This window comes from Streptomyces viridosporus T7A (assembly GCF_008704515.1).
Taxonomy (GTDB): domain Bacteria; phylum Actinomycetota; class Actinomycetes; order Streptomycetales; family Streptomycetaceae; genus Streptomyces; species Streptomyces viridosporus.
The window spans coordinates 3,662,092-3,683,658 of sequence record NZ_CP023700.1; the positions used below are offsets into that span (position 1 = coordinate 3,662,092).

The window sequence follows — 21,567 nt, forward strand, 5'->3', positions numbered from 1 at the left end:
GTCCGGGGCCGGCCCGCCTCGCCGCCGTCGTGCGCCTCACTTGCCGTAGGCGAGCATCAGCTTCTCCTTCGACTCGTCGTTGCCGGTCAGCCGGGTGGTCGAGAGGTAGAAGCGTCCGTCGACCCAGTCGATCGACCTGCTGTAGAAGCTGTCCTCGATCTTCGCGACGCTCTGCGGGTTCTGCATCAGCCCGACCGGCTCGTGGCTGCTGCCGGTGGTCGGGATGGACACGATCCGGCCGCCCGCGTCGTACGAGGGCTCCACGTAGGCGATGAGCTTGCCGCCCTCGACCTTCATGGGCACCATCGACTCCTCCGCCGGGGACTTGACCCGCCACTTCTCCTTGCCGTCGGCGAGGTTGACCGCGACGATCTCGTTGGCGCCGGTGGTCGCCTTGGTGGGCAGGTACAGGGTGTCGGCGTCGGCGGCGACGCCCTCGCAGCCCTGGAGGTCGCGCGCCAGGATGGCCCAGTCGCACGTGGGGGCGAAGTCCTCGTCGAAACCGACCTCGGAGCGGAACTGGCCGGTGGCGGTGAAGGTGGAGATGTTCCAGGCCTTCTTGTCCCTGTTGGTGCTGTAGATGACCAGCGGGTCGACGGAGTAGGCGCGCTCGACGCGCCATCCCTTGTCGAACTTCTGGGTCCACTTCACCTTGCCGGTCTTCGGGTCGAGCTCCCGGACCTCGTCGTGCGCGTTGTCGCCGCCGGCGCCGCAGGAGGCGACCTGGATCAGCCGCTCGCCGCCCGCGAACCCGGAGGGGAAGCAGGCGTCGCCGTACTTCTTCGACTCGAACAGCTTCTTGCCGCTCGTCACGTCGTACGCCGTGCCGGACTGCGAGCGGCCCACCATCAGCGTGTCGCCGACGAGGGTCATCTTGATGGAGAGCGCGGAGTCGAACAGCGCGCCGTCGGCGACCTCCTCGGTCCAGCCCTTCTCACCGGTGTCGAGGTCGACGAGCTGGAGCTGGTTGCACTTGGCGCGGTCGCTCTTGCCGCTCATGTGCGCGACGACGATCTTGTTGTCGGCCGTCTTCTCCGGGGTGACCGCGCAGATCTTGTGCGGGAGGACGAGGGGCTCCCAGGCGGGCTTGCCGTCCCCGACGCGGTAGGCGGACAGCTGCGTGTAGGCCGCCTTCACCGCCGTCCTGTCGGTGATCCACATGCCGGGGGCGTCGGCGCCGGACCCGGGCGCGTCGGGCGCCTCCTTGTACCAGAGCACCTTGGACTCGCCTGCCCGGCGGCCCTCGTTGAGGTTCTCCGGGTCCTCGCCGCCGTCGCCGCTGCCGTCGCCGGGGTTGACCGGGGCGCCGGAGGCGCCGGGCCCGGGCTTGGCGTCGTCGCTCTGCCGGGCGACCGGCTTCTTGTCCTCCCCGCCGTCACCGGAGACCGCCCACACGGTGCCGCCGATGACCAGCAGCGCCGCCGCGGCGGCGCCGACGACGAGGGCCGGCTTGCCCTTGAAGGGGTTGCGGGAGCCGGATCCGGGGGGCGGCGTGCCGGGAGCCCCGGGGAACTGCGGCTGCTGCGGGTAGCCGTACCCGGGCTGCCCGTACGGGCCCGGCTGCTGCGGCTGTCCGTAGGGCCCCGGCTGCTGCGGCTGCCCGTAGGGGCCGGAGGCGTACGGCCCCGAGGCGTACGGTCCCGGCTGCTGCGGGTAGCCGTACCCGGGCTGCGGGGCGCCGGACGGCGGGGTCGGGGGCGGGCCCTGCGGAGGAGGCGGCGTCTGCGGCGCCCCGAAGCCCCCGCCCGGCGGCGGATCCTGCGGCGCTCCGAAACCACCCTGCGGCGGCTGGTTGGGCGGCTGAGTCATCAGCGCGTTCCCCCTTACTCACTGATTTTTAGCCACGCCCTGAGGTACGTGATGAACCCAGAGTCGTCTTCAGACAGTTCTCAGACGGGCTCTTTCTATCACCCGGTACCGACGGCGCAGCGGGCCGCGTCAGCCCCTGTTCCCAAGGGAGAACCGCCCTGTGATGCCCCCGTTACGCGCCTTCACGCCCTCTCCACGCCGTGCGCGCCCCCGCACGTGGACGCGTGCGGGGGCGCGCGCGGGTCAGGCGTCCTCCGCGAGTTCCAGCCAGCGCAGCTCCAGCTCCTCCCGCTGACCGGCCAGTTCCCGCAGCTCGGCGTCGAGTTCGGCGACCTTCGCGAAGTCGGTGGCGTGCTCGGCGATGGCGGTGTGCAGCTTGGCCTCCTTCTCGGAGACCTTGTCCAGCTGCCGCTCGATCCGCTGCAGTTCCTTCTTGGCGGCGCGCAGGTCGGCGGCGCTCCTCTCGGGGGCGTCCGGCCCGGTGCGGGGAGCGGGTGCCGGGGCCTGGGCCGCGGCGGCCTCCTCCATCCGCCTGCGCCGCTCCAGGTACTCGTCGATGCCGCGCGGCAGCATCCGCAGGGTGCCGTCGCCGAGGAGGGCGAAGACCCGGTCGGTGGTGCGCTCGACGAAGAACCGGTCGTGGGAGATGACGATCATCGAGCCGGGCCAGCCGTCGAGGAGGTCCTCGAGCTGGGTGAGGGTCTCGATGTCGAGGTCGTTGGTGGGCTCGTCGAGGAAGAGGACGTTGGGCTCGTCCATGAGGAGGCGCAGCAACTGGAGCCTGCGCCGCTCACCGCCGGACAGGTCGCCGACCGGCGTCCACTGCTTCTCCTTGTTGAACCCGAACGTCTCGCACAGCTGCCCGGCGGTCATCTCGCGCCCCTTGCCGAGGTCGACGCGCTCGCGCACCTGCTGCACGGCCTGGAGCACCCGCCAGGCGGGGTCGAGTTCGGCGACCTCCTGGGAGAGGTAGGCGAGCCTGACCGTCTTCCCGACGCGGATGCGGCCGGCCGCGGGCTGGGCCTCGCCCTCGGTGCGGGCCGCCTCGGCCAGCGCGCGCAGCAGGGACGTCTTCCCGGCGCCGTTGACGCCGACCAGGCCGATGCGGTCGCCGGGGCCGAGCTGCCAGGTGACGTGCTCGAGCAGGACCTTGGGTCCGGCCTGGACGGTGACGTCCTCGAGGTCGAACACCGTCTTGCCGAGCCGGGTGGAGGCGAACTTCATCAGCTCGCTGCTGTCGCGGGGCGGCGGCACGTCCCTGATCAGCTCGTTGGCGGCCTCGACGCGGAAGCGCGGCTTGGAGGTCCGCGCGGGCGCCCCGCGGCGCAGCCAGGCCAGTTCCTTGCGGACCAGGTTCTGCCGCTTGGTCTCCTCGGTGGCGGCGATGCGCTCGCGCTCCGCGCGGGCGAAGACGTAGTCGGAGTAGCCGCCCTCGTACTCGTACACGGTGCCGCGCTGCACGTCCCACATGCGGGTGCAGACCTGGTCGAGGAACCAGCGGTCGTGGGTGACGCAGACCAGGGCCGAGCGCCGTTCGCGCAGGTGTCCGGCGAGCCAGGCGATGCCCTCCACGTCGAGGTGGTTGGTGGGCTCGTCGAGGACGATCAGGTCCTGTTCCTCGATGAGCAGCTTGGCGAGCGCGATCCGGCGCCGCTCGCCGCCGGACAGCGGTCCGATGACGGTGTCCAGTCCCTTGGGGAAGCCGGGCAGGTCGAGCCCGCCGAACAGCCCGGTCAGTACGTCGCGGACCTTGGCGTCGCCCGCCCACTCGTGGTCGGCCATGTCGCCGATGACCTCGTGCCGGACGGTGGCCGCGGGGTCGAGGGAGTCGTGCTGGGTGAGCACCCCGATGCGCAGCCCGCCGGAGTGCGTCACCCGTCCGGTGTCGGCCTCCTCCAGCCGGGCCAGCATCCGGATGAGCGTGGTCTTGCCGTCGCCGTTGCGTCCGACGACCCCGATCCGGTCCCCTTCGGACACGCCGAGCGAGACGCCGTCGAGGAGGGCACGGGTGCCGTACACCTTGCTGACGTTCTCGACATTGACCAGATTGACGGCCATTTCACTCCTGCCTGGGGGATCGATCGGCTATCCAGCGTAGGGCGTGCCCGACGGCGACCGGGATGCGAGGGAATCGTCACTCTTTGTGATGACGTGATCGGGAACGGGCGGCTACCGTAGGGGGCAGGCAGCAGGATCCCGTCCATGGGAGGCACCATGACCGCCGAGTCCGTAGAGCACCGCCACCCGTGGCCGGTGCCGCCCGTGGACGGCTACACCGTGGACGACCTGTTCACCCTGCCGGATCTCCCGCCGCACACCGAGCTGATCGACGGGAGTCTGGTCTTCGTGAGTCCGCAGCGCCGTTTCCACTTCCTTGTGATCGACCTTCTGGTCAACGGTCTACGAAGCTCCCTCGGCCCGGACTTCAGCGTCGAGCGGGAGATGACCGTCGTCCTCGACGAACGCAACGGCCCCGAACCCGATGTCAGCGTGGTCCGGGCCGATGCGGTCACCGGGTTGGACCAGACCAGCTTCAAAGCCGAGGACGTCCTCCTCGCCGTGGAAGTCGTCTCGCCCGACTCGGAGTCCCGTGACCGTACGACCAAGCCGCACAAGTACGCCCTCGCCGGAATCCCCCACTACTGGCGGGTCGAGCAGGACGGGACCACCGGCCGGCCCCTCGTCCACGTCTATGAACTCGACCCGATGACACGGTCCTACGTGCACATGGGCATGCACCACGACCGGCTCAAGGTCGACAAGCCCTCTGCCATCGCCATCGACCTGGGCACGGTCGAAACGCGGTCCTGAGCCCCTCAGACGACCGTCGCCCCCGGCACCGGCCCCGCCGCCGTGCGCACCGAACGGCACGTCCCGGAGGAACGCAGGGCGTCGGCGACCTCGTCCGCCGCTTCCGCGTCCCGGGCGAGGAACGCCGTGGTCGGCCCCGACCCCGAGACCAGCGAGGCCAGCGCCCCGGCCGCACGCCCGGCCGCGAGGGTGTCGGCGAGCTCGGGGAACAACGACAGCGCCGCCGGCTGGAGGTCGTTGGAGACGGCGGCGGCGAGCGCGTCGGGGTCGCCCTTGGCGAGGGCGTCGAGGAGTTCCTGCGAGGCCACCGGCTCGGGGACGTCCCGGCCCTCGGCCAGCCGGTCGAACTCGCGGAAGACCGCCGGGGTGGACAGTCCGCGCCCGGCCATCGCGAACACCCAGTGGAAGGTCCCCCCGACCTCCAGCTCCGTCAGCTTCTCGCCCCGCCCGGTGCCCAGCGCCGCCCCGCCGACCAGGCTGAACGGCACGTCGCTGCCCAGCTCGGCGCAGAGGTCGAGCAGTTCCTCCCGCGAGGCGCCCGTCCCCCACAGCGCGTCGCAGGCCAGCAGCGCGCCCGCGCCGTCCGCGCTGCCGCCCGCCATGCCGCCGGCGACCGGGATGTCCTTGGCGATGTGGAGGTGCACACCGGCGTCGCGGCCGTACCGCTCGGCGAGCAGGAGGGCGGCGCGGGCGGCCAGGTTGGTGCGGTCCAGGGGGACCTGGCCGGCGTCCGTCCCCTCGCAGGTGACCCGCGGTCCGTCCGGCGAGGGGGTCGCGGTGACCTCGTCGTACAGGCCGACCGCGAGGAAGACGTTGGCCAGGTCGTGGAAGCCGTCGGGGCGGGCGGCGCCGACCGCGAGCTGGACGTTGACCTTGGCGGGGACGCGGACGGTGACGCTCACGCGGCGGACTCCTTGTGCGGGGCGTGTTCGGCGATGCGCGCGAACTCCTCGACGGTCAGGGACTCCCCCCGGGCCTGCGGCGACACCCCGGCGGCGACCAGGGCGGCCTCCGCGGCGGCCGCCGAGCCCGCCCAGCCGGCGAGCGCGGCGCGCAGCGTCTTGCGGCGCTGGGCGAAGGCGGCGTCGACGACGGCGAAGACCTCGCGCCGGGAGGCGGTGGTCTTCGGCGGCTCGGCCCGGCGGACCAGGGAGACCAGCCCGCTGTCGACGTTGGGCGCCGGCCAGAAGACGTTCCGTCCGATGGCACCGGCCCGCTTGACCTCGGCGTACCAGTTGGCCTTGACCGAGGGCACGCCGTACACCTTCGAACCGGGCGCGGCGGCGAGCCGGTCGGCGACCTCCGACTGGACCATCACCAGGGTGCGCTCGATGCTCGGGAAGGTCTCGAGCATGTGCAGCAGCACCGGGACGGCCACGTTGTAGGGGAGGTTGGCGACCAGTGCGGTCGGGGCGGGGCCGGGCAGCTCGGTGACGTGCATCGCGTCGGAGTGGACCAGCGCGAACCGCTCGGCGCGCCCGGGCGCGCGGGCCGCGACGGTGGCGGGCAGCGCGGCGGCCAGGACGTCGTCGATCTCGACGGCGGTGACCCGGTCGGCCGCCTCCAGCAGCGCCAGCGTGAGCGAGCCGAGCCCCGGGCCGACCTCGACGACCACGTCGTCGGGGCGGACCTCGGCGGTGCGGACGATACGGCGGACCGTGTTCGCGTCGATGACGAAGTTCTGGCCGCGCTGCTTGGTGGGCCGCACGCCGAGGGCGGCCGCCAGTTCACGGACGTCGGCGGGGCCCAGGAGGGCGTCGGCGGGGGTGGGGCTGGTCACGGGACAAGGGTACGGGGCGGCCGGGCGCCCCGGTTCACCCGCGCGGCACGCCCGCCCCCGCGGGGACGCGCGTGCGGGTCAGTAGCCGAAGGCACGGGCCGTGTTCGCCCCGAGGGCCGCGGCGAGGGTGTCCTCGTCGACGCCCCGTACGGCGGCCATGGCGCGCACCGTGACCGGCACCAGGTACGGGGCGTTCGGCCGCCCGCGGTGGGGCACCGGCGTCAGGAAGGGCGCGTCGGTCTCCACCAGGAGCAGGTCCGGCGGGGCGACGGCGAGCGCGTCGCGCAGGTTCCGCGCGTTCTTGAAGGTGACGTTGCCGGCGAACGACATGAAGTGTCCGGCGGCGGCGCAGATCTCCGCCATCTCCGCGTCCCCCGAGTAGCAGTGGAAGACGGTCCGCTCGGGGGCGCCCTCCTCCTTCAGGATGCGCAGGACGTCGGCGTGGGCGTCGCGGTCGTGGATCACCAGGGCCTTGCCGTGCCGCTTGGCGATCTCGATGTGGGCGCGGAAGGACCGCTCCTGCGCCTCCTTGCCCTCCGGCCCGGTGCGGAAGTAGTCGAGACCGGTCTCGCCGACGCCCTTGACCTGGGGCAGCGCGGCCAGCCGGTCGATCTCGGCGAGCGCCTCGTCCAGCGCCGCGTCCCCGCCGGGCTCGCGGGCGCCCTGCCGGGACCAGCCGTCGGGGTCCCCGTGGACGATGCGCGGGGCCTCGTTGGGATGCAGCGCGACGGTCGCGTGGACGGCGTCGTGCGCCGCGGCCGTCTCGGCCGCCCAGCGCGAGCCCGCGAGGTCGCAGCCGACCTGCACGACCGTGGTCACGCCCACCGAGGCCGCCTTGGCGAGGGCCTCCTCCACCGTGCCGGACTGCATGTCGAGGTGGGTGTGCGAGTCCGCGACCGGCACCCGCAGGGGCTCCGGGAGCGGCGGGGCGGTGTCCTTGCCGGGCGTGCCGGGCTTGTCGGGGGCGTTCGCAGACATGTCCCCGATCCTACGGAAGGGCCGTTCCGCACCGTCCGGGCACGGGCGTCAGCCCTCCCGGCGGACTGCCCGGTGGGACTCCCGGCCGGTCTCCCGGTGGTCCTCCCGGCCGGTCTCCCGGTAGTCCTCCCGACTGGCCCCCCGGTGGTCCTCCCGGTGGAAGAGGTGCAGCAGGTCGGACAGGTGCCGGTGGCGGCGGTCCCCGGGGCGGCGCTCCTCGGCCGGCACCGTCCCCTCGGCGTCCCACGGCGCCTCGACCGGGCCGGCGGGCGGCACCAGGCGCTCGCGGTGGGCGGCGTCGCGGGCGGAGGCGACCCGGCCCGCCCGCATGATCCGCACCAGGTGACCGTCGCAGATCCGGCACGTCGGGCGGCTCAGCGGGGAGGGGATGATCCGGCCGTCCGCCACGCACACCACGAAGTCCTGGCCCTCGGCGTCGGTGTGGTGCTGTATCTCGTACGTCTGCTCCCAGCCGTACCCGCAGCGCATGCAGGCGAAGGCGTACGACTCGGTGACGACGTCGGTCGCGCCCGCGCGCAGCCCGGTCGGCCTTGCGATCTCGGTCATGCCGGCTCCTGTCGGTCCGCGGGCGGAACGGATCCGCCCTGTCCCCAGTGGACTCCCGGCTGCCCCCGGATGCACCGCCCCTGACGAACATTGAGCCCGATTTGACCGTTCTTTACGGTGCCGTCCCGGTTCCTTTGCCGAGGGGCCGACGGGCCGGCCGGCAGCGGGCCTACTCCCCGGAGCTCTTCGCCGCCACCACCGCGTCGAACACCTCCCGCTTCGGCACCCCCGCCGCCGCGGCCACCGCGGCGATCGCCTCCTTGCGCCGCTCCCCGGCCTCCTCGCGCACCCGCACCCGGCGCACCAGCTCGGCGGCGTCCACCTCCTCGGCCCCCTTCTCCGGCGCCCCTTCGACCACCACGGTGATCTCGCCGCGCACGCCCTCGGCCGCCCACGCGGCGAGCTCGGTCAGCGGGCCCCGCCTGACCTCCTCGTACGTCTTGGTCAGCTCCCGGCAGACGGCGGCCCGGCGGTCGCCGCCGAACGCCTCGGCCATGTCGGCGAGCGTGGGGGCGAGCCGGTGCGGGGCCTCGAAGTACACGAGGGTGCGCCGCTCCCCGGCCGCCTCCCGCAGCCGCGACCGCCGCTCGCCCTGCTTGCGGGGCAGGAACCCCTCGAAGCAGAACCGGTCCACGGGCAGCCCGGACAGGGCGAGCGCGGTGAGCACGGCGGACGGCCCGGGCACCGCGGTGACCCTGATGTCCCGCTCGACGGCCGCCGCGACCAGCCGGTACCCCGGGTCGGAGACCGAGGGCATCCCCGCGTCCGTCACCAGCAGCACCCGGGCACCCCCCACCAGCTCCTCGACCAGCTCGGGCGTACGGGCGGACTCGTTGCCCTCGAAGTACGACACGACCCGCCCCCCGGGCGTCACGCCGAGCGCCTGGGCCAGCCGCCGCAGCCGCCTGGTGTCCTCGGCGGCGACGACGTCGGCGCCGGCCAGCTCCTCGGCGAGCCGGGGCGGGGCGTCGGAGACGTCGCCGATGGGGGTGCCTGCGAGTACGAGGGTTCCGGTCACGCCCCCATCCTCCCAGGGCCGCGGACCCCGCATGCGACCGGAGCACGGGCGGACCACGGGCGGAACGCGCCCAGGAGCAGGACCGGGAGCAGGACCGGGAGAGCAGGGCCGGACCCCCTCGGAACCCGCACAGGCGGGGCATACCGCCCGGGCGCGGGACTCCCACAGCGCCTTTCCCTACGATGGCGCGGTGACCAGTACCGCGTCCTCCACGGACATCCGGCAGGACCAGGCGCCGCACGAGCAGCGGCCGTCGTGGCAGCAGCGGCTGCGCCGTTTCGGCTACTCGGCGAGGAGCCCCAGAGGCGACGTCCGCGACCGTCTGGTGCCGCCGTACACGGAGCCGTCGGAACGGCTGTGGTCGACGCTCGGGGCGCCGCCGGCGCTCGCCGACCGGATCACCCGCTGGTCGGCGTGGGGCGGCCCGCTGCTGGTCACCCTGCTGGCGGGGGTGCTGCGGTTCTGGAACCTGGGCAGCCCCAAGGCGGTGATATTCGACGAGACGTACTACGCCAAGGACGCGTGGGCGCTGATCCACCGCGGGTTCGAGGTCAACTGGGACAAGAACGCCAACAACCTGATCCTCTCCTCGGGCGGGGACATCCCCATCCCGACGGACGCGGCGTACGTCGTGCACCCGCCGGTCGGCAAGTACGTCATCGGACTGGGCGAGCTGATGTTCGGGTTCACCCCGTTCGGCTGGCGGTTCATGACGGCGCTGCTGGGCACGCTGTCGGTCCTGCTGCTGTGCCGCATCGGCCGGCGCCTGTTCCGCTCCACGTTCCTCGGCTGCCTCGCGGGCGCGCTGATGGCGGTGGACGGGCTGCACTTCGTGATGAGCCGGACCGCGCTGCTCGACGGCGTGCTGATGTTCTTCGTCCTCGCGGCCTTCGGCTGCCTGGTGGTCGACCGGGACCGGGCGCGGGAGAGACTCGCCGCCGCGCTGCCCGTGGGACCGGACGGCCGGGCCCGGCCGGACGCGCACGTCGCGGAGCACACCCGTATCGGCTTCCGCCCCTGGCGCCTGGCGGCGGGCCTGATGCTGGGCCTGGCGATCGGCACCAAGTGGAACGGCCTGTACATCATGGCCGCGTTCTGTGTGCTGACGGTGCTCTGGGACGTCGGCGCCCGCAGGGTCGCGGGCGCGCACCGGCCCCGGCTGGCGGTGCTGAAGCGCGACCTGGGCTGGGCGTTCCTGTCCACCGTGCCGGTGGCGGTGTTCACCTACTTCGCCTCGTGGATCGGCTGGATCCTGTCCCCGTCCGACGGCACCGGCGGCTACTACCGCGACTGGGCGACCAAGGACGGCAGGGACAGCGCCTGGTCCTGGCTCTTCCCCGACTGGTGGCGCAGCCTGTGGCACTACGAGAACCAGGTCTACGACTTCCACGTCGGCCTGTCCTCGCCGCACACCTACCAGTCCAACCCGTGGAGCTGGCTCGTCACCGGCCGCCCGGTCTCCTACTTCTACGAGTCCCCGGCCCCCGGCACGGACGGCTGCCCCGTCGACGCGGGCGAGAAGTGCGCCCGTGAGGTCCTGGCCATCGGCACCCCGCTGCTGTGGTGGGTGGCCTGCTTCGCCCTCCTCTACGTCCTGTGGCGCTGGTTCTTCCGCCGCGACTGGCGCGCGGGCGCCATCGCCTGCGGTGTCGCGGCCGGGTACCTGCCGTGGTTCCTGTACCAGGAGCGCACGATCTTCTTCTTCTACGCCATCGTCTTCCTGCCCTTCCTGTGCCTGGCGGTGGCGATGCTCCTGGGCGCCGTCGTCGGCCCGCCCCGCTCCTCCGACACCCGCCGGGTCGCGGGCGCGACGGCGGCCGGCGTCCTGACCCTGCTGATCGCCTGGAACTTCATCTACTTCTGGCCCCTGTACACCGGCACGTCGATCCCCATCGACGACTGGCGGGCGCGGATGTGGCTGGACACCTGGGTCTAGCCGGGCGGACCCACCACGACGACCGGCGACGACCACGACGGACACTCGGTCGTCGTGGTCGTCGCCGGTCGTCGACGGCCGTCACGGGCCGCCCTCGGACGGCCCGGAGACGACCCGGAAAGGAGCCGGGGAGGAGCCGGGGAGGAGCCGGAGACCGCGCCCCGGGCCCCTCGACGGGAACAGCGGCGCGGCGGGTTCGTCTCAGGAGGCGCCGCGGCTCTCGGCCTCGGCCCGGGCTATGGCTTCGGCTTCGCTCTCACCCAGGGCGAGCGTGACACCGAGCGCCCGCGTGATGTGGCCCGCCGCCGACATGACGCGTGCCGTCCCCACCACGGGGGCGATCGCGACGAGGAGGTCCTGCAGCTGCTCGACCGTGAAGTCGGCCTTGACCGCGGGGTTGATGTGGGCCAGGTAGGAGATCGCCGGTGCGTCCATGGCCACGAGGGCGGCGATGCGGGCGAGGATGAGCGTCCGCTCGTCCATGTGGCAGCGCTCGACGGAGTCGATCGTCATGGCGGCGATCGTGTCGAGTACGGGAGTCTCAGGTGCAGTAGCCATGGGTGGGCCGCCTTCTGGTTCCGTGGGAAGTCGAACCGCCGTCCGCTCAACGCGGGAATCCCCCCTGGCCAGCGGTTGCTACTCAAGCGTAGGCGCCCTCGGGTGAGGGCGCGCGTCGAGCCGGACGAGGGGCCGGACGCGCTGGTCCTGCGGTGACCGCAGGCGTGCACCGCTCGTCCGGCAGGCCGTCGGCCTGCTCCCGCACGCCGCCCTCCCGCACGTCACCGGGTGGGGCGTGCGAAACGTCCCCGGAGGAGGAACTTCCTTCCCTCTGCCCGGAATCGACCCCCCGGGCCGGGGCGGGCCGAATCGATCTCCTTTCGGACAACAAAGGGAAACGGCCACCCCGTCCGTCACCCCCCGCACATAGAGTGCTCACCGCCGAGTTGTCTGAACGCGTTCAGAAAGACGTGGGGTTCGGCGGTGAGGGGGAGGACCCGGTGCGCAAGGGAGGCAAGGCCGCCGTCGTCGGCGGGGTGTTCGCGTTGATGGTGGGCGGGGCCGCGTACGGCGTCCACGACTTCGTGTCGGCGATGAGCGGTGACGGGGGAGGCGGCACCGGTGCGTCGGTGCCGAAGTCCGGGCCGCCGGACCGGGACGAGGTGGCGGAGACGACCGGGAAGTTCTTCGCGGCCTGGGAGAAGGGGCAGGCGACGCGGGCGGCGTCGTACACGGACAACGCGCAGGACGCCGGGGCGCTGCTGGCGGCGTACGGCGACGAGGCGCACATCGGCGACGTGCGGATCACGCCCGGGACGGCCACCGGCACCACCGTCCCGTTCACCGTGAAGGCGACCGTCACCCACGCGGGCGAGTCCGCGCCGCTGACCTACCGGAGCGAGCTGACCGTCGTGCGCGGGAGGACCACCGGGCGGGCGCTGGTCGACTGGGAACCGTCCGTCGTGCACCCCGAACTCCGGGACGGCGACACCCTGGTCACCGGGGAGTCCGCGCAGCCACCCGTCGAGGCGGTGGGCCGCGAGGGCACCGTGCTGACGAGGGAGGAGTACCCCTCCCTCGGACCGATCCTGGACACCCTGCGCGAGAAGTACGGCGAGAAGGCGGGCGGCACCCCCGGTGTCGAGCTGGTGGTCCGGCACGCCGACGAGACCGCCGCCGACACCCCGCTGCTGACCCTCGCGAAGGGCAGGCCGGGCAAGCTGCGCACGACGCTCAGCGCCGGGGTGCAGGCCGCGGCCGAGAAGGCCGTGAAGCGGTTCGCCGAGTCGTCGGTGGTGGCGGTCAAGCCGAGCACCGGGGAGGTGCTGGCGGTGGCCAACCACCGCCGGGACGGGTTCAACGCGGCCTTCCAGGGCCGGGTCGCCCCCGGCTCCACCATGAAGATCATCACCGCCGCCATGCTCATCGACAACGGCGTGACCACGATGAACGGCCCGGCGCCCTGCCCGCCCACCGCCACCTGGCAGAGCCAGACCTTCAAGAACCTCACCGGCCTGCGGCCGAACGAGGGCGCCACCCTCGCCCACAGCTTCCTGCACTCCTGCAACACGGCCTTCGTCAAGCTCGTCGACGAGGAGCCGCTCACCGACGCCTCGCTCACCCGGGAGGCCCAGGAGCGCTTCGGGATCGGCCGGGACGACTGGAAGACCGGCATCGTCTCCTTCGACGGCAGCGTCCCCGCCTCCGGCGGCCCGGACCGCGCGGCGAACGCCCTCGGCCAGGGCCAGGTGCAGATGAACCCGCTGACCATGGCCTCGGTGACGGCCACCGCCGTCACCGGTGCCTTCCGCCAGCCGTACCTCGTCTCCCCGGAGCTCGACGGCCGGCGGCTGGCGCGGGCCGAGGGCCTGAGCGCGAGCACCGCCGCCCAGCTGAAGCAGATGATGCGGCTCACCGCCACCCAGGGCACCGCCGCCGAGGCCATGGCCGGGCTCGGCGGCGACATCGGCGCGAAGACCGGCTCCGCGGAGGTCGACGGCAACGACACCGCCGACAGCTGGTTCACCGGCTTCCGCAACGACGTCGCGGCGGCGGCCATGGCCCAGCAGGGCGGCCGCGGCGGCGACGCGGCCGGTCCGATTGTCGCAGCCGTGCTACGAGCGGACTCCTGAGCGCGCCGTACCCGGGCAGGGACTCTAGGGTGGTGGCCGTCGTGTGCACACATGAGCGCCACCGGCGCGACGGCACGGCGCGCGCGCCGTGAACGCCACGCACCATCAGCACCAGAGCGCCACCAGGGCCGCGGGAGCCCGGCGAGCAGCAAAGGAACGGAACACAGTGGGCAACAGAGGGCACATCGCCGAGCGACGGAAGACGAGACCCGCCGTGCTCGGCGGAGTGATCGCCGTGGTCGTCGGGGGCGCCGGGTTCGGTGCCTACGCGCTGTCCGGCGGTGGTGCCGCCGAGGACGGGACGCGCACGGCCTCCACCCAACAGCAGGCCGAGACCAGGACCGGCCCGCTGTCCGCCGCCGAGGTCACCACCACGGCCGAGCGCTTCCTCACCGCCTGGCAGTCGGGGAAGGTGAGCGAGGCCGCCGCCGCCACCGACGACCCGAAGGCCGCCGCCGCCCTGCTCACCGGCTACGCCAAGGACGCCCGCATCGAGGACCTCACCCTCACCGCCGGTACCCGCGCCGGCGACGAGGTCCCCTTCTCCGTGAAGGGCACGGTCGCGTACGAGGGCCTCGGCAAGCCGCTGGCGTACGACAGCACGCTGACCGTGATACGCCGCGCCGGGGACGGCGCTCCGCGGGTGGACTGGCGGGCCGCCGTCGTGCACCCCGACCTCAAGGACGGCGACCGGCTGGTCACCGGCGAGGCGGGCACACCGCCGGTCAAGGCACTGGACCGCAACGGCGGCGAGCTGACCACCGCGAAGTACCCGTCCCTGGGGACGGTGCTGGACAGCCTGCGCGAGAAGTACGGCGAGCAGGCGGGCGGCACGGCGGGCGTCGAGCTGCGGGTGGTGCGCGGCAAGGAGTCCGAGAAGGCGGAGCTGTCCGACAAGACCCTGCTGGAGCTGCGCGAGGGCACGCCCGGCACGGTGAGGACCACGCTGGACCCGTCCCTGCAGGCCGCCGCCGAGGCGCAGGTGGCCAAGAAGGCCCGGGCGTCACTGGTGGCGCTGCGCGCGTCGACCGGCGAGATCCTGGCGGTGGCGAACTCCTCGCACGGTTTCAACACCGCGTTCCAGGGCTCGCTGGCCCCGGGCTCCACCATGAAGGTGGTCACCGCCTCGCTGCTGCTCGACAAGGGCCTCGCCGCCATGGACGAGAAGCACCCGTGCCCGAAGTACTTCAGCTACGGCGGCTGGAAGTTCCAGAACCTGGACAAGTTCCAGATCGATGACGGCACCTTCCGGGCGAGCTTCGCCCGCTCCTGCAACACGGCCTTCATCAGCCAGGCGCCCGAGCTCGAGGACGACGACCTGACCGAGCAGAGCCAGCAGGTCTTCGGGCTGGCGAAGAACGACTGGCAGGTCGGCGTGCCGACCTTCGACGGCGCGGTGCCGGTGCAGTCGAAGGCCCCGATGGCGGCCTCGCTCATCGGCCAGGGCGGGGTGCGGATGAACCCGCTGAACATGGCGTCGGTGTCGGCGACGGTCCGGGCGGGCGTCTTCCGCCAGCCGTACCTGGTCTCGCCCGAGGTGGACGGGCGCAAGCTGGCGACGGCCGCGCGCACCATGTCGGCCGGCACGCTGGCGCAGTTGCGGGAGCTGATGTCGTACACCGCGACCGCCGGCACGGCGGCGGAGGCGATGGCCGGGGTGAGCGGCGAGATCGGCGCCAAGACCGGATCGGCCGAGGTCGACGGGCAGAAGAAGCCGAACGGCTGGTTCACCGCGTACCGCGGGGACCTGGCGGCCGCGGGCGTCGTCCAGCAGGGCGGTCACGGCGGCTCGACGGCCGGGCCGCTCGTGGCGGCGCTGCTGAAGAGCGGCGGCTGAGCCCCCGCGCCCGGCGCGTACCCGGCTCCTCAGTGCGGCACCGGTTCCGCGGCGGCGACGTACGTCCGCCGCAGGAACCGGGCCAGGGTCTTGGTGTCGAACTGCACCACCGACACCCCGTGCGCGGAGTGGAACTCGACCACGGTCTGCACCCGGCCGCACGGCCACACCCGCACCTCGCCGAGGCCCGCGGGGGTGCGCAGTCCCCGCTCGAGCAGTTCCCGCTCGACGGTCCACTCGCGCGCCCCGGTGCCCGGCAGCCTCATCAGGACGCGCCGGGGGTCCCGCCCGGGGTCGTACCGCAGCACCACGGGTACGGCCCCGTCGTCCTCTTCCAGGGTGTCCGTGACGATGTGGGCTCGTGCGTGCTGCTCGACTACGGACATCGGTGGGCCCCTTACGCTGTGTCGTCGGCAGGACAAGCCGTGTGTACCCACCCCTCGCCCCATGGTGCACACATTCCGGAATCCGCGCCTCCGCTTAGCGGACGTCACGGGCCGGGCGCAAGGGCGGCGGACGGCGGCACGGCCGACCTGCTCGCCGACGACGGCCTGATGCGCGCGCACCGCCTGGAGCTGCCCCACGGCTTCGACCCGCGCTCGGTCCCGGCGGCCCCGGGACGCTGAGCGGCCGGAGCTGAGCGGCCGGACAGGCGGCAGCACCGCCACGACGGTCGCGCCGCCCCGGCACGCCCCAGGAATCGCAGGCGAACGACGGCTGTTGCACCCACTGTCACAGGCAGCCGCCCCGAGCGGCCGCCACCTGTTCTTCAGCCGACCGGAAGGAACCGACGAACGTGGGTGCGGACGCGAGCACGCGGGCGGACGGGGACGTGGACGTGCACGGCACGGTGGCCGAGGGCTTCGAGCCGGTCCGGGCGGCGTTCGCACGGAACTTCCGGACGCTCGGCGACCGGGGCGCGGCGGTCGCCGTCTACCGGGACGGGCGCAGGGTCGTCGACCTGTGGGCCGGTGTGCGGGACGTCGACGGCACCGAGCCGTGGGAGCGGGGCACGGCCCAGGTCGTGCGCTCGGCGACCAAGGGCGTCGCCGCCGCCGTCCTGCTGCTGCTGCACCAGCGCGGCGAGCTGGACCTGGACGCGCCGGTCGGCCACCACTGGCCGGAGTTCAAGGCGCACGGCAAGGAGCGGGTGCTGGTCCGGCACGTGCTGAACCACCGCGCCGGGCTCCCGGCCCTGGACCACCCGCTCACCCTGCGGGAGGCGGCCGACCCGCTGCGCAGCGCCGAGGCGCTCGCCGCCCAGCCGCCCGCGTGGGAGCCGGGCACCGACCACGGCTACCACGCCCTCACCTACGGCTGGCTGCTCGACGCGCTGGTGCGGCGCGTGACCGGCCGGGGCTCCGGCGAGTGGATCGCGTCCGAGATCGCCGGCCCGCTGGGACTGGACCTGTGGGTGGGGCTGCCGGACGCGCGGGCGCACCGGGTGGGCCGGGTCGGCCCGGTCGAGCAGCCCGGCGTGCTCCGCGCCCGCCCCAAGCGCGCGGTCGCCGACGCCTACGCCGACCCGGCCTCCCTCACCCGCCGGGCCTTCGCCGCGATCACTCCCTTCCCGGACCAGAACGACCCGGCGTTCCGCGCGGCGGTCCTGCCCGCCGCGAACGGCATCGCGACGGCGGACGGGCTGGCCCGCTTCTACGCGTCACTGATCGGGCCGGTCGACGGCGTGCGTCTCCTCGATCCGGCCACCGTCCACCTCGCCCGCGCCGAGGAGTCGGCGGGCCCGGACCGCGTCCTGGTCGTCGGCACCCGCTTCGGCCTCGGCTACATGCTGCACGGAGGCGCCTCCCCCTTCCTCGGCCCGGGCTCCTTCGGCCATCCCGGCCGCGGCGGCTCCCTCGGCTTCGCCGATCCGGAGACGGGCGTCGCCTTCGGCTACGTCACCAACGGCCTGCGCCGCACCGTGACGGCGGACCCCCGGGCGCAGGCACTGATCCGGGCGGTGCGGCACGTGGTGGGCTGAGAAGTCCCCACCCCTACACGTGGATCGGGTGCGAGATGCGGCCCGACGCCGCGTCGATCTCGTCGTGCGCCTTGGTCAGCAGCTGCATGGCGAGTTCGTTCAAGGCCCGGGCGCCGGCGACCTCCTCACCGATCCTGGGCTGATTAGCGTCGGTGTGGTGCCGGGTCGCACGGCCGTGTGCCCGTACCTCGGTCCCGTCGGGCAGCCGGAGCAGCGCGGCCGCACGCGTGTGCTGGTCGTCCTCCTGGAACTCCAGTTCCACGTGCCATCCCACTGCGGTGTGCATCATGACGATCACCTCCGGAAGTTCTCATTCCAGGGTGCTCCTCCCCCCGCCCGGACGCACCCGGCCGACGGCGGCCCGCCCGGGACGACGCCCTCGCCTACCCCGCGCGCAGCATCAGCCCGATCCCGACGACCAGCAGCCCGGCCGCCGCGACGCGCGGGGCGCCGAAGCGCTCCTTGAAGAACAGGGCCCCGATCGCCGCGCCCACGATGATCGAGGACTCCCGCAGGGCCGCGACGGGGGCGAGTTCGGCGCGGGTCTGGGCCCACAGGACGAGCGCGTACGCCGCGACGGACAGCGCGGCGCCGAGCAGCCCGAGGCCGGCGTGCGGCCGCAGCAGGGCCGGCGCCCGCCGCCGCCAGCGCCACAGCGCGTACGCCGGGATCACCGTGCCCTGGACCGCCATCAGCCAGGCGATGTAGCCGAGGGGGGAACCGGAGGCACGGACGCCGAGCCCGTCGACGACCGTGTACACCGCGATGGTCAGGCCGGTCGCCAGCGCCGCGCCGATCGCCGCCCAGTCGGGCCGGCGCCCGCGCAGCCCCCACAGGGCGACGCCGCTCAGGCCCGCGCAGGACAGGACGATCCCGGCGGCGGCCCAGCCGTCCGGCACCTCGTGCGCGAAGACGGCGGCGAGGACCGTGACGATCAGGGGCGCGCTGCCCCGGGCGAGGGGGTACACCTGGCCGAAGTCGCCCAGCCGGAAGGACGTCATCAGCAGCGCGTAGTACGCGATGTGGAGGGCGGCCGAGCAGAGCAGGTACGGCCACGCCCCGGCCGCCGGGAACGGCACGAACGGCACCAGCGCCAGCCCGATCAGCAGTCCGCCGCCGGAGATCAGCGCGAACCCGACCAGCTTGTCGGTGATCCGGTGCGCGATGGCGTTCCAGCCGGCGTGGGTGACCGCGGCGAGCAGGACGGCCGTGGTGACCAGCGGGGTCACGAGGTGCGCTCGCGCACGTCCACCAGGGTGCCGCCGGCGTGGGAGACCAGCGTCTCGGGTTCCATCGGGAAGACGCTGTACGGAGTGCCGGCCGCCGCCCACACCACGTCGTGGTCGAGGAGGGAGCGGTCGGCGAGGACACGGGTCCGCGTCCGGTGGCCGAAGGGGGGCACGCCGCCGATGGCGTACCCGGTGGTCTCGCGCACGACGCCGGCCCCGGCCCGGGTCACCTTCGCGGCCCCGAGCTCCTGACGCACCCGCTCGACGTCCACCCGCGAGGCACCGTCCACCAGCACCAGCACCGGCACGCCCTCCCCGGGCTCCCCGCCCTGCTCGAGCAGGGGGGACCCCCATGCGGCGAAGACCAGCGACTTGCAGATCTGGCTCAGTTCGCACCCGATCGCGGCGGCGGCCTCGGCGGCGGTCCGGGTGGCCTCCGGGAAGCGGCGGACCTGCGCGGTCAGGTCGTCGAGCCCGAGCGCGCGCAAGGCCTCGGCGAAACGGGGGTGGGCGTCGGAACCGCCGTCGGTCGTCGTCATGAGCGGCACCGTAGCGGTGGCCGTACGGCGCGGGCGACCGGGTTCGCCGGTGACCGCGGGGCCACCCGCGCCCGCGCCCGCACGGCTTTCAAAACGGCCGGCGCGGGGCGGTGAAGGGGAGGCCGGTGAGGGCGCCCCGTCCCCACGGAGCCCTCACCGGCCGGTTCGGTGGTTCCGGACCGTCAGGCCCGTGCGAGTGCCCGGTCCTCGTCCTTCCTGTCGTCCTCCGTGCGCAGGCCCTCGCCCTCGACGTCCACGTTGGGCAGGACCCGGTCCAGCCACTTCGGCAGCCACCAGGCCTTCTTGCCGAGGAGGGCCAGGACCGCCGGGACGATGGCCATGCGGACGACGAACGCGTCGAAGAGGACGGCGATCGCGAGGCCGAAGCCGATCATCTTGACCATCGACTCGCTGGAGCCGATGAAGCCGGAGAAGACCGCGATCATGATCACCGCGGCGGCCGTGACCACCCGGGCGCCGTGCCGGAAGCCGGTCACCACGGCCTGGCTCGGCTGCTCGCCGTGGACGTAGGCCTCCCGCATCCGGGTCACGAGGAACACCTCGTAGTCCATGGCCAGTCCGAAGACCACGCCGACCATGAAGATCGGCATCATCGACATGACCGGGCCGGTCTGCTCCACGTTCATCAGGCCGGACAGCCAGCCCCACTGGAAGACCGCGACCACCGCGCCGAGGGCCGCCAGCACCGACAGCAGGAACCCGAGGGCCGCCTTCAGCGGGACCAGGATGGAGCGGAAGACCACGATCAGCAGGAGGAAGGCCAGGCCGACCACCAGGATCAGGTACGGGACCAGCGCGTCGTTGAGCTTCTGGGACACGTCGATGTTCATCGCCGTGGCGCCCGTCACCAGGACGTCGGCCCCGGTGTCGGCCGTGATGTCCCGGCCCGCGTCACGGATGCCGTGCACCAGGTCCTCGGTCGCCACCGACGAGGGCTTGGACTCGGGCACGACGGTGATCGTCGCCGTGTCGCCGGCCTTGTTGGGGGCCGCCGGGGCCACGGCCACCACGTCGTCGAGGGCCTTGATGTCGTCGCTCGTCCGCTGGAAGACGACCTGCGGGTCGTCGCTGCCCTCGGCGTCGACCACGACCACCAGGGGCCCGTTGAAGCCGGGGCCGAAGCCCTCCGACATGAGGTCGTAGGCGCGGCGCTGCGTGGTGGACGTCGGCTGCGAGCCGTCGTCGGGCAGGCCCAGTTCCAGGGAGGCCGCCGGGACGGCCGCGGCGCCCAGGCCGACGACGCCGAGCAGGAGGACCGCCACGGGACGGCGCACGACGAAGCTCGCCCAGCGGGTGCCCATGTTCGGGCGCTGCGGCTTCCGCTCGTTCCCGTCCTTCTCGGAGCGGCCGCCGAGCAGCCCGCTCTTCTCGCCGGTCGGGCGGACCCGGCGGCCCGCGTAGCCGAGCAGCGCCGGGACCAGGGTGAGGGCGATGACGACCGCGATGGCGACCGTGGCCGCGGCGGCGACACCCATCTTGGTCAGCAGCGGGATGTTGACCACCGCGAGGCCGACCAGGGCGATGACGACGGTGAGGCCGGCGAAGACCACCGCGGAGCCCGCGGTGCCGACGGCGCGGCCGGCCGCCTCCTCGCGCTCGCGGCCCTCGGCCAGTTCGGCACGGTAGCGGGAGACGACGAACAGCGCGTAGTCGATGCCGACCGCGAGGCCGATCATCGTGGCCAGGATGGGGGTGGTGGAGTCGAGTTCGAGGGTGCCGGCCAGCGCGGTGATGGTGCCGACGCCGATGCCGACGCCGATGATCGCGGTGAGCAGCGGCATGCCGGCCGCGAGCAGCGAGCCGAAGGTGATGACGAGGACGACCGCGGCCACGCCGATGCCGATGACCTCGGCGGCACCGGTGTGCGGGACGGCCTGCAGTGCGTCACCGCCGATCTCCACGGTCAGCCCGGCGTCGCGGGCGTCCTCGGCGGCGCCCTCCAGCGCGTCGCGGGAGGACTCCTCCAGCTCCAGGCCGGAGACCTTGTAGCTCACCGAGGTGTAGGCGATGGTGCCGTCCTGGCTGACGCCGCCGCCCTCGTAGGGGTCGGTGACGCGGGCGACCTCGGAGCCGCCGGAGAGTTCCTCGACGGTCTTCTGGACGATCGCCTTGTTCTCGGCGTCGGTCATCTTCTCGCCGGCGGGCGCCTTGAAGACGACGCGTCCGGTCGCTCCGTCGGCGCTGGCGCCGGGGAAACGCTCCTCCAGCAGGTCGAAGGCCTTCTGGGCCTCGGTGCCGGGGATGGAGAAGGAGGTGGGGCCGGCCGCCGGGGCGCCGGCCGCGCCGACGCCCGCGAGCGCCAGCAGCGCCACCCAGAACAGGGCTATGACATGCCGTCGCCGGAAGGAGAACCGGCCGAGTCGGTAGAGGAAAGTGGCCACGGGGGCGTACTCCCGATCAAGTCGTGGGTACTTCTGGGCAGGGGTGATCA

Annotated in this window: 18 protein-coding genes and 1 pseudogene; 6 read left to right on the top strand and 13 right to left on the bottom strand. The window is 73.3% G+C overall.

Translation table 11 applies throughout. The annotated features are described in order from the left end of the window. Nucleotides 1-36 precede the first annotated feature (36 nt). Both CP969_RS16845 and CP969_RS16850 read right to left on the bottom strand, forming a co-directional pair. Nucleotides 37-1,809 (bottom strand): outer membrane protein assembly factor BamB family protein, encoded by a 1,773-nt coding sequence (locus CP969_RS16845; protein ID WP_016825900.1) that lies wholly within the window; start codon nucleotides 1,807-1,809, stop codon nucleotides 37-39. 243 nt (nucleotides 1,810-2,052) lie between these two features. After that, nucleotides 2,053-3,867, bottom strand: a complete 1,815-nt coding sequence (locus CP969_RS16850) for an ABC-F family ATP-binding cassette domain-containing protein (RefSeq protein WP_004986990.1) — start codon at nucleotides 3,865-3,867, stop codon at nucleotides 2,053-2,055. Nucleotides 3,868-4,023: 156 nt separating this feature from the next. Here CP969_RS16850 and CP969_RS16855 point away from each other — a divergent pair, with 156 nt between their 5' ends. Continuing rightward, nucleotides 4,024-4,620 (top strand): Uma2 family endonuclease, encoded by a 597-nt coding sequence (locus tag CP969_RS16855; RefSeq protein ID WP_026085116.1) that lies wholly within the window; start codon nucleotides 4,024-4,026, stop codon nucleotides 4,618-4,620. Nucleotides 4,621-4,625: 5 nt separating this feature from the next. Here the strand turns inward: CP969_RS16855 and CP969_RS16860 are convergent, their stop codons facing one another. The 5 genes from CP969_RS16860 to rsmI all read right to left on the bottom strand — a co-directional run bounded on the left by CP969_RS16860 (nucleotide 4,626) and on the right by rsmI (nucleotide 8,963). Continuing rightward, entirely contained in the window at nucleotides 4,626-5,522 is an 897-nt protein-coding gene (locus CP969_RS16860) for a 4-(cytidine 5'-diphospho)-2-C-methyl-D-erythritol kinase (protein ID WP_016825898.1), read from the bottom strand. Further along, a complete protein-coding gene (rsmA, locus tag CP969_RS16865; protein WP_016825897.1) occupies nucleotides 5,519-6,400 on the bottom strand; it encodes a 16S rRNA (adenine(1518)-N(6)/adenine(1519)-N(6))-dimethyltransferase RsmA in 882 nt (293 codons plus the stop codon). Before rsmA ends, CP969_RS16860 begins: the two co-directional genes overlap by 4 nt. Before the next feature lie 78 nt (nucleotides 6,401-6,478). Continuing rightward, nucleotides 6,479-7,378, bottom strand: coding sequence for a TatD family hydrolase (locus CP969_RS16870; protein ID WP_016825896.1), 900 nt, complete (start codon nucleotides 7,376-7,378; stop codon nucleotides 6,479-6,481). Nucleotides 7,379-7,426: 48 nt separating this feature from the next. Further along, entirely contained in the window at nucleotides 7,427-7,945 is a 519-nt protein-coding gene (locus CP969_RS16875; protein WP_016825895.1) for a hypothetical protein, read from the bottom strand. A 169-nt stretch (nucleotides 7,946-8,114) separates the two neighbouring features. Next, nucleotides 8,115-8,963, bottom strand: coding sequence for a 16S rRNA (cytidine(1402)-2'-O)-methyltransferase (gene rsmI, locus CP969_RS16880; protein WP_004986980.1), 849 nt, complete (start codon nucleotides 8,961-8,963; stop codon nucleotides 8,115-8,117). A gap of 190 nt (nucleotides 8,964-9,153) precedes the next feature. Between rsmI and CP969_RS16885 the strand changes: the two genes are divergently transcribed. Next, a complete protein-coding gene (locus CP969_RS16885) occupies nucleotides 9,154-10,899 on the top strand; it encodes a dolichyl-phosphate-mannose--protein mannosyltransferase (RefSeq protein ID WP_004986979.1) in 1,746 nt (581 codons plus the stop codon). A gap of 201 nt (nucleotides 10,900-11,100) precedes the next feature. On the opposite strand, the gene CP969_RS16890 is transcribed toward CP969_RS16885, so the two are convergent. Further along, a complete protein-coding gene (locus CP969_RS16890; RefSeq protein ID WP_004986978.1) occupies nucleotides 11,101-11,457 on the bottom strand; it encodes a carboxymuconolactone decarboxylase family protein in 357 nt (118 codons plus the stop codon). A gap of 440 nt (nucleotides 11,458-11,897) precedes the next feature. On the opposite strand from CP969_RS16890, the gene CP969_RS16895 reads away from it, so the two are divergent. After that, nucleotides 11,898-13,529, top strand: a complete 1,632-nt coding sequence (locus CP969_RS16895; RefSeq protein WP_026085115.1) for a penicillin-binding transpeptidase domain-containing protein — start codon at nucleotides 11,898-11,900, stop codon at nucleotides 13,527-13,529. Between the two features lie 166 nt (nucleotides 13,530-13,695). Continuing rightward, nucleotides 13,696-15,366: a penicillin-binding transpeptidase domain-containing protein gene (locus CP969_RS16900; RefSeq protein WP_016825892.1), complete on the top strand. Its 1,671-nt coding sequence runs from the start codon at nucleotides 13,696-13,698 to the stop codon at nucleotides 15,364-15,366. Between the two features lie 29 nt (nucleotides 15,367-15,395). Here CP969_RS16900 and CP969_RS16905 read toward each other — a convergent pair whose 3' ends face one another. Then, nucleotides 15,396-15,752 carry an SsgA family sporulation/cell division regulator gene (locus CP969_RS16905; protein ID WP_004986970.1) on the bottom strand — a complete coding sequence of 119 codons (357 nt, stop codon included), beginning with the start codon at nucleotides 15,750-15,752 and terminating at the stop codon, nucleotides 15,396-15,398. A 114-nt stretch (nucleotides 15,753-15,866) separates the two neighbouring features. On the opposite strand from CP969_RS16905, the pseudogene CP969_RS33845 reads away from it, so the two are divergent. Both CP969_RS33845 and CP969_RS16915 read left to right on the top strand, forming a co-directional pair. Next, a pseudogene (locus CP969_RS33845) lies at nucleotides 15,867-15,992 on the top strand (cobalt ABC transporter ATP-binding protein); the annotation flags it as partial. Between the two features lie 206 nt (nucleotides 15,993-16,198). Beyond that, nucleotides 16,199-17,347 carry a serine hydrolase domain-containing protein gene (locus CP969_RS16915; RefSeq protein WP_039831608.1) on the top strand — a complete coding sequence of 383 codons (1,149 nt, stop codon included), beginning with the start codon at nucleotides 16,199-16,201 and terminating at the stop codon, nucleotides 17,345-17,347. Nucleotides 17,348-17,360: 13 nt separating this feature from the next. On the opposite strand, the gene CP969_RS16920 is transcribed toward CP969_RS16915, so the two are convergent. From CP969_RS16920 to CP969_RS16935, 4 genes are all read right to left on the bottom strand, one after another. Continuing rightward, nucleotides 17,361-17,636 carry a DUF1876 domain-containing protein gene (locus tag CP969_RS16920; protein WP_004986968.1) on the bottom strand — a complete coding sequence of 92 codons (276 nt, stop codon included), beginning with the start codon at nucleotides 17,634-17,636 and terminating at the stop codon, nucleotides 17,361-17,363. Nucleotides 17,637-17,730: 94 nt separating this feature from the next. Continuing rightward, entirely contained in the window at nucleotides 17,731-18,576 is an 846-nt protein-coding gene (locus CP969_RS16925; RefSeq protein WP_004986967.1) for an EamA family transporter, read from the bottom strand. Then, nucleotides 18,573-19,115 carry a YbaK/EbsC family protein gene (locus CP969_RS16930; RefSeq protein ID WP_004986958.1) on the bottom strand — a complete coding sequence of 181 codons (543 nt, stop codon included), beginning with the start codon at nucleotides 19,113-19,115 and terminating at the stop codon, nucleotides 18,573-18,575. The genes CP969_RS16925 and CP969_RS16930 overlap by 4 nt, the downstream gene beginning before the upstream one ends. A 182-nt stretch (nucleotides 19,116-19,297) precedes the next feature. After that, nucleotides 19,298-21,517, bottom strand: coding sequence for an MMPL family transporter (locus CP969_RS16935; protein ID WP_016825889.1), 2,220 nt, complete (start codon nucleotides 21,515-21,517; stop codon nucleotides 19,298-19,300). Between the last annotated feature and the right edge of the window lie 50 nt (nucleotides 21,518-21,567).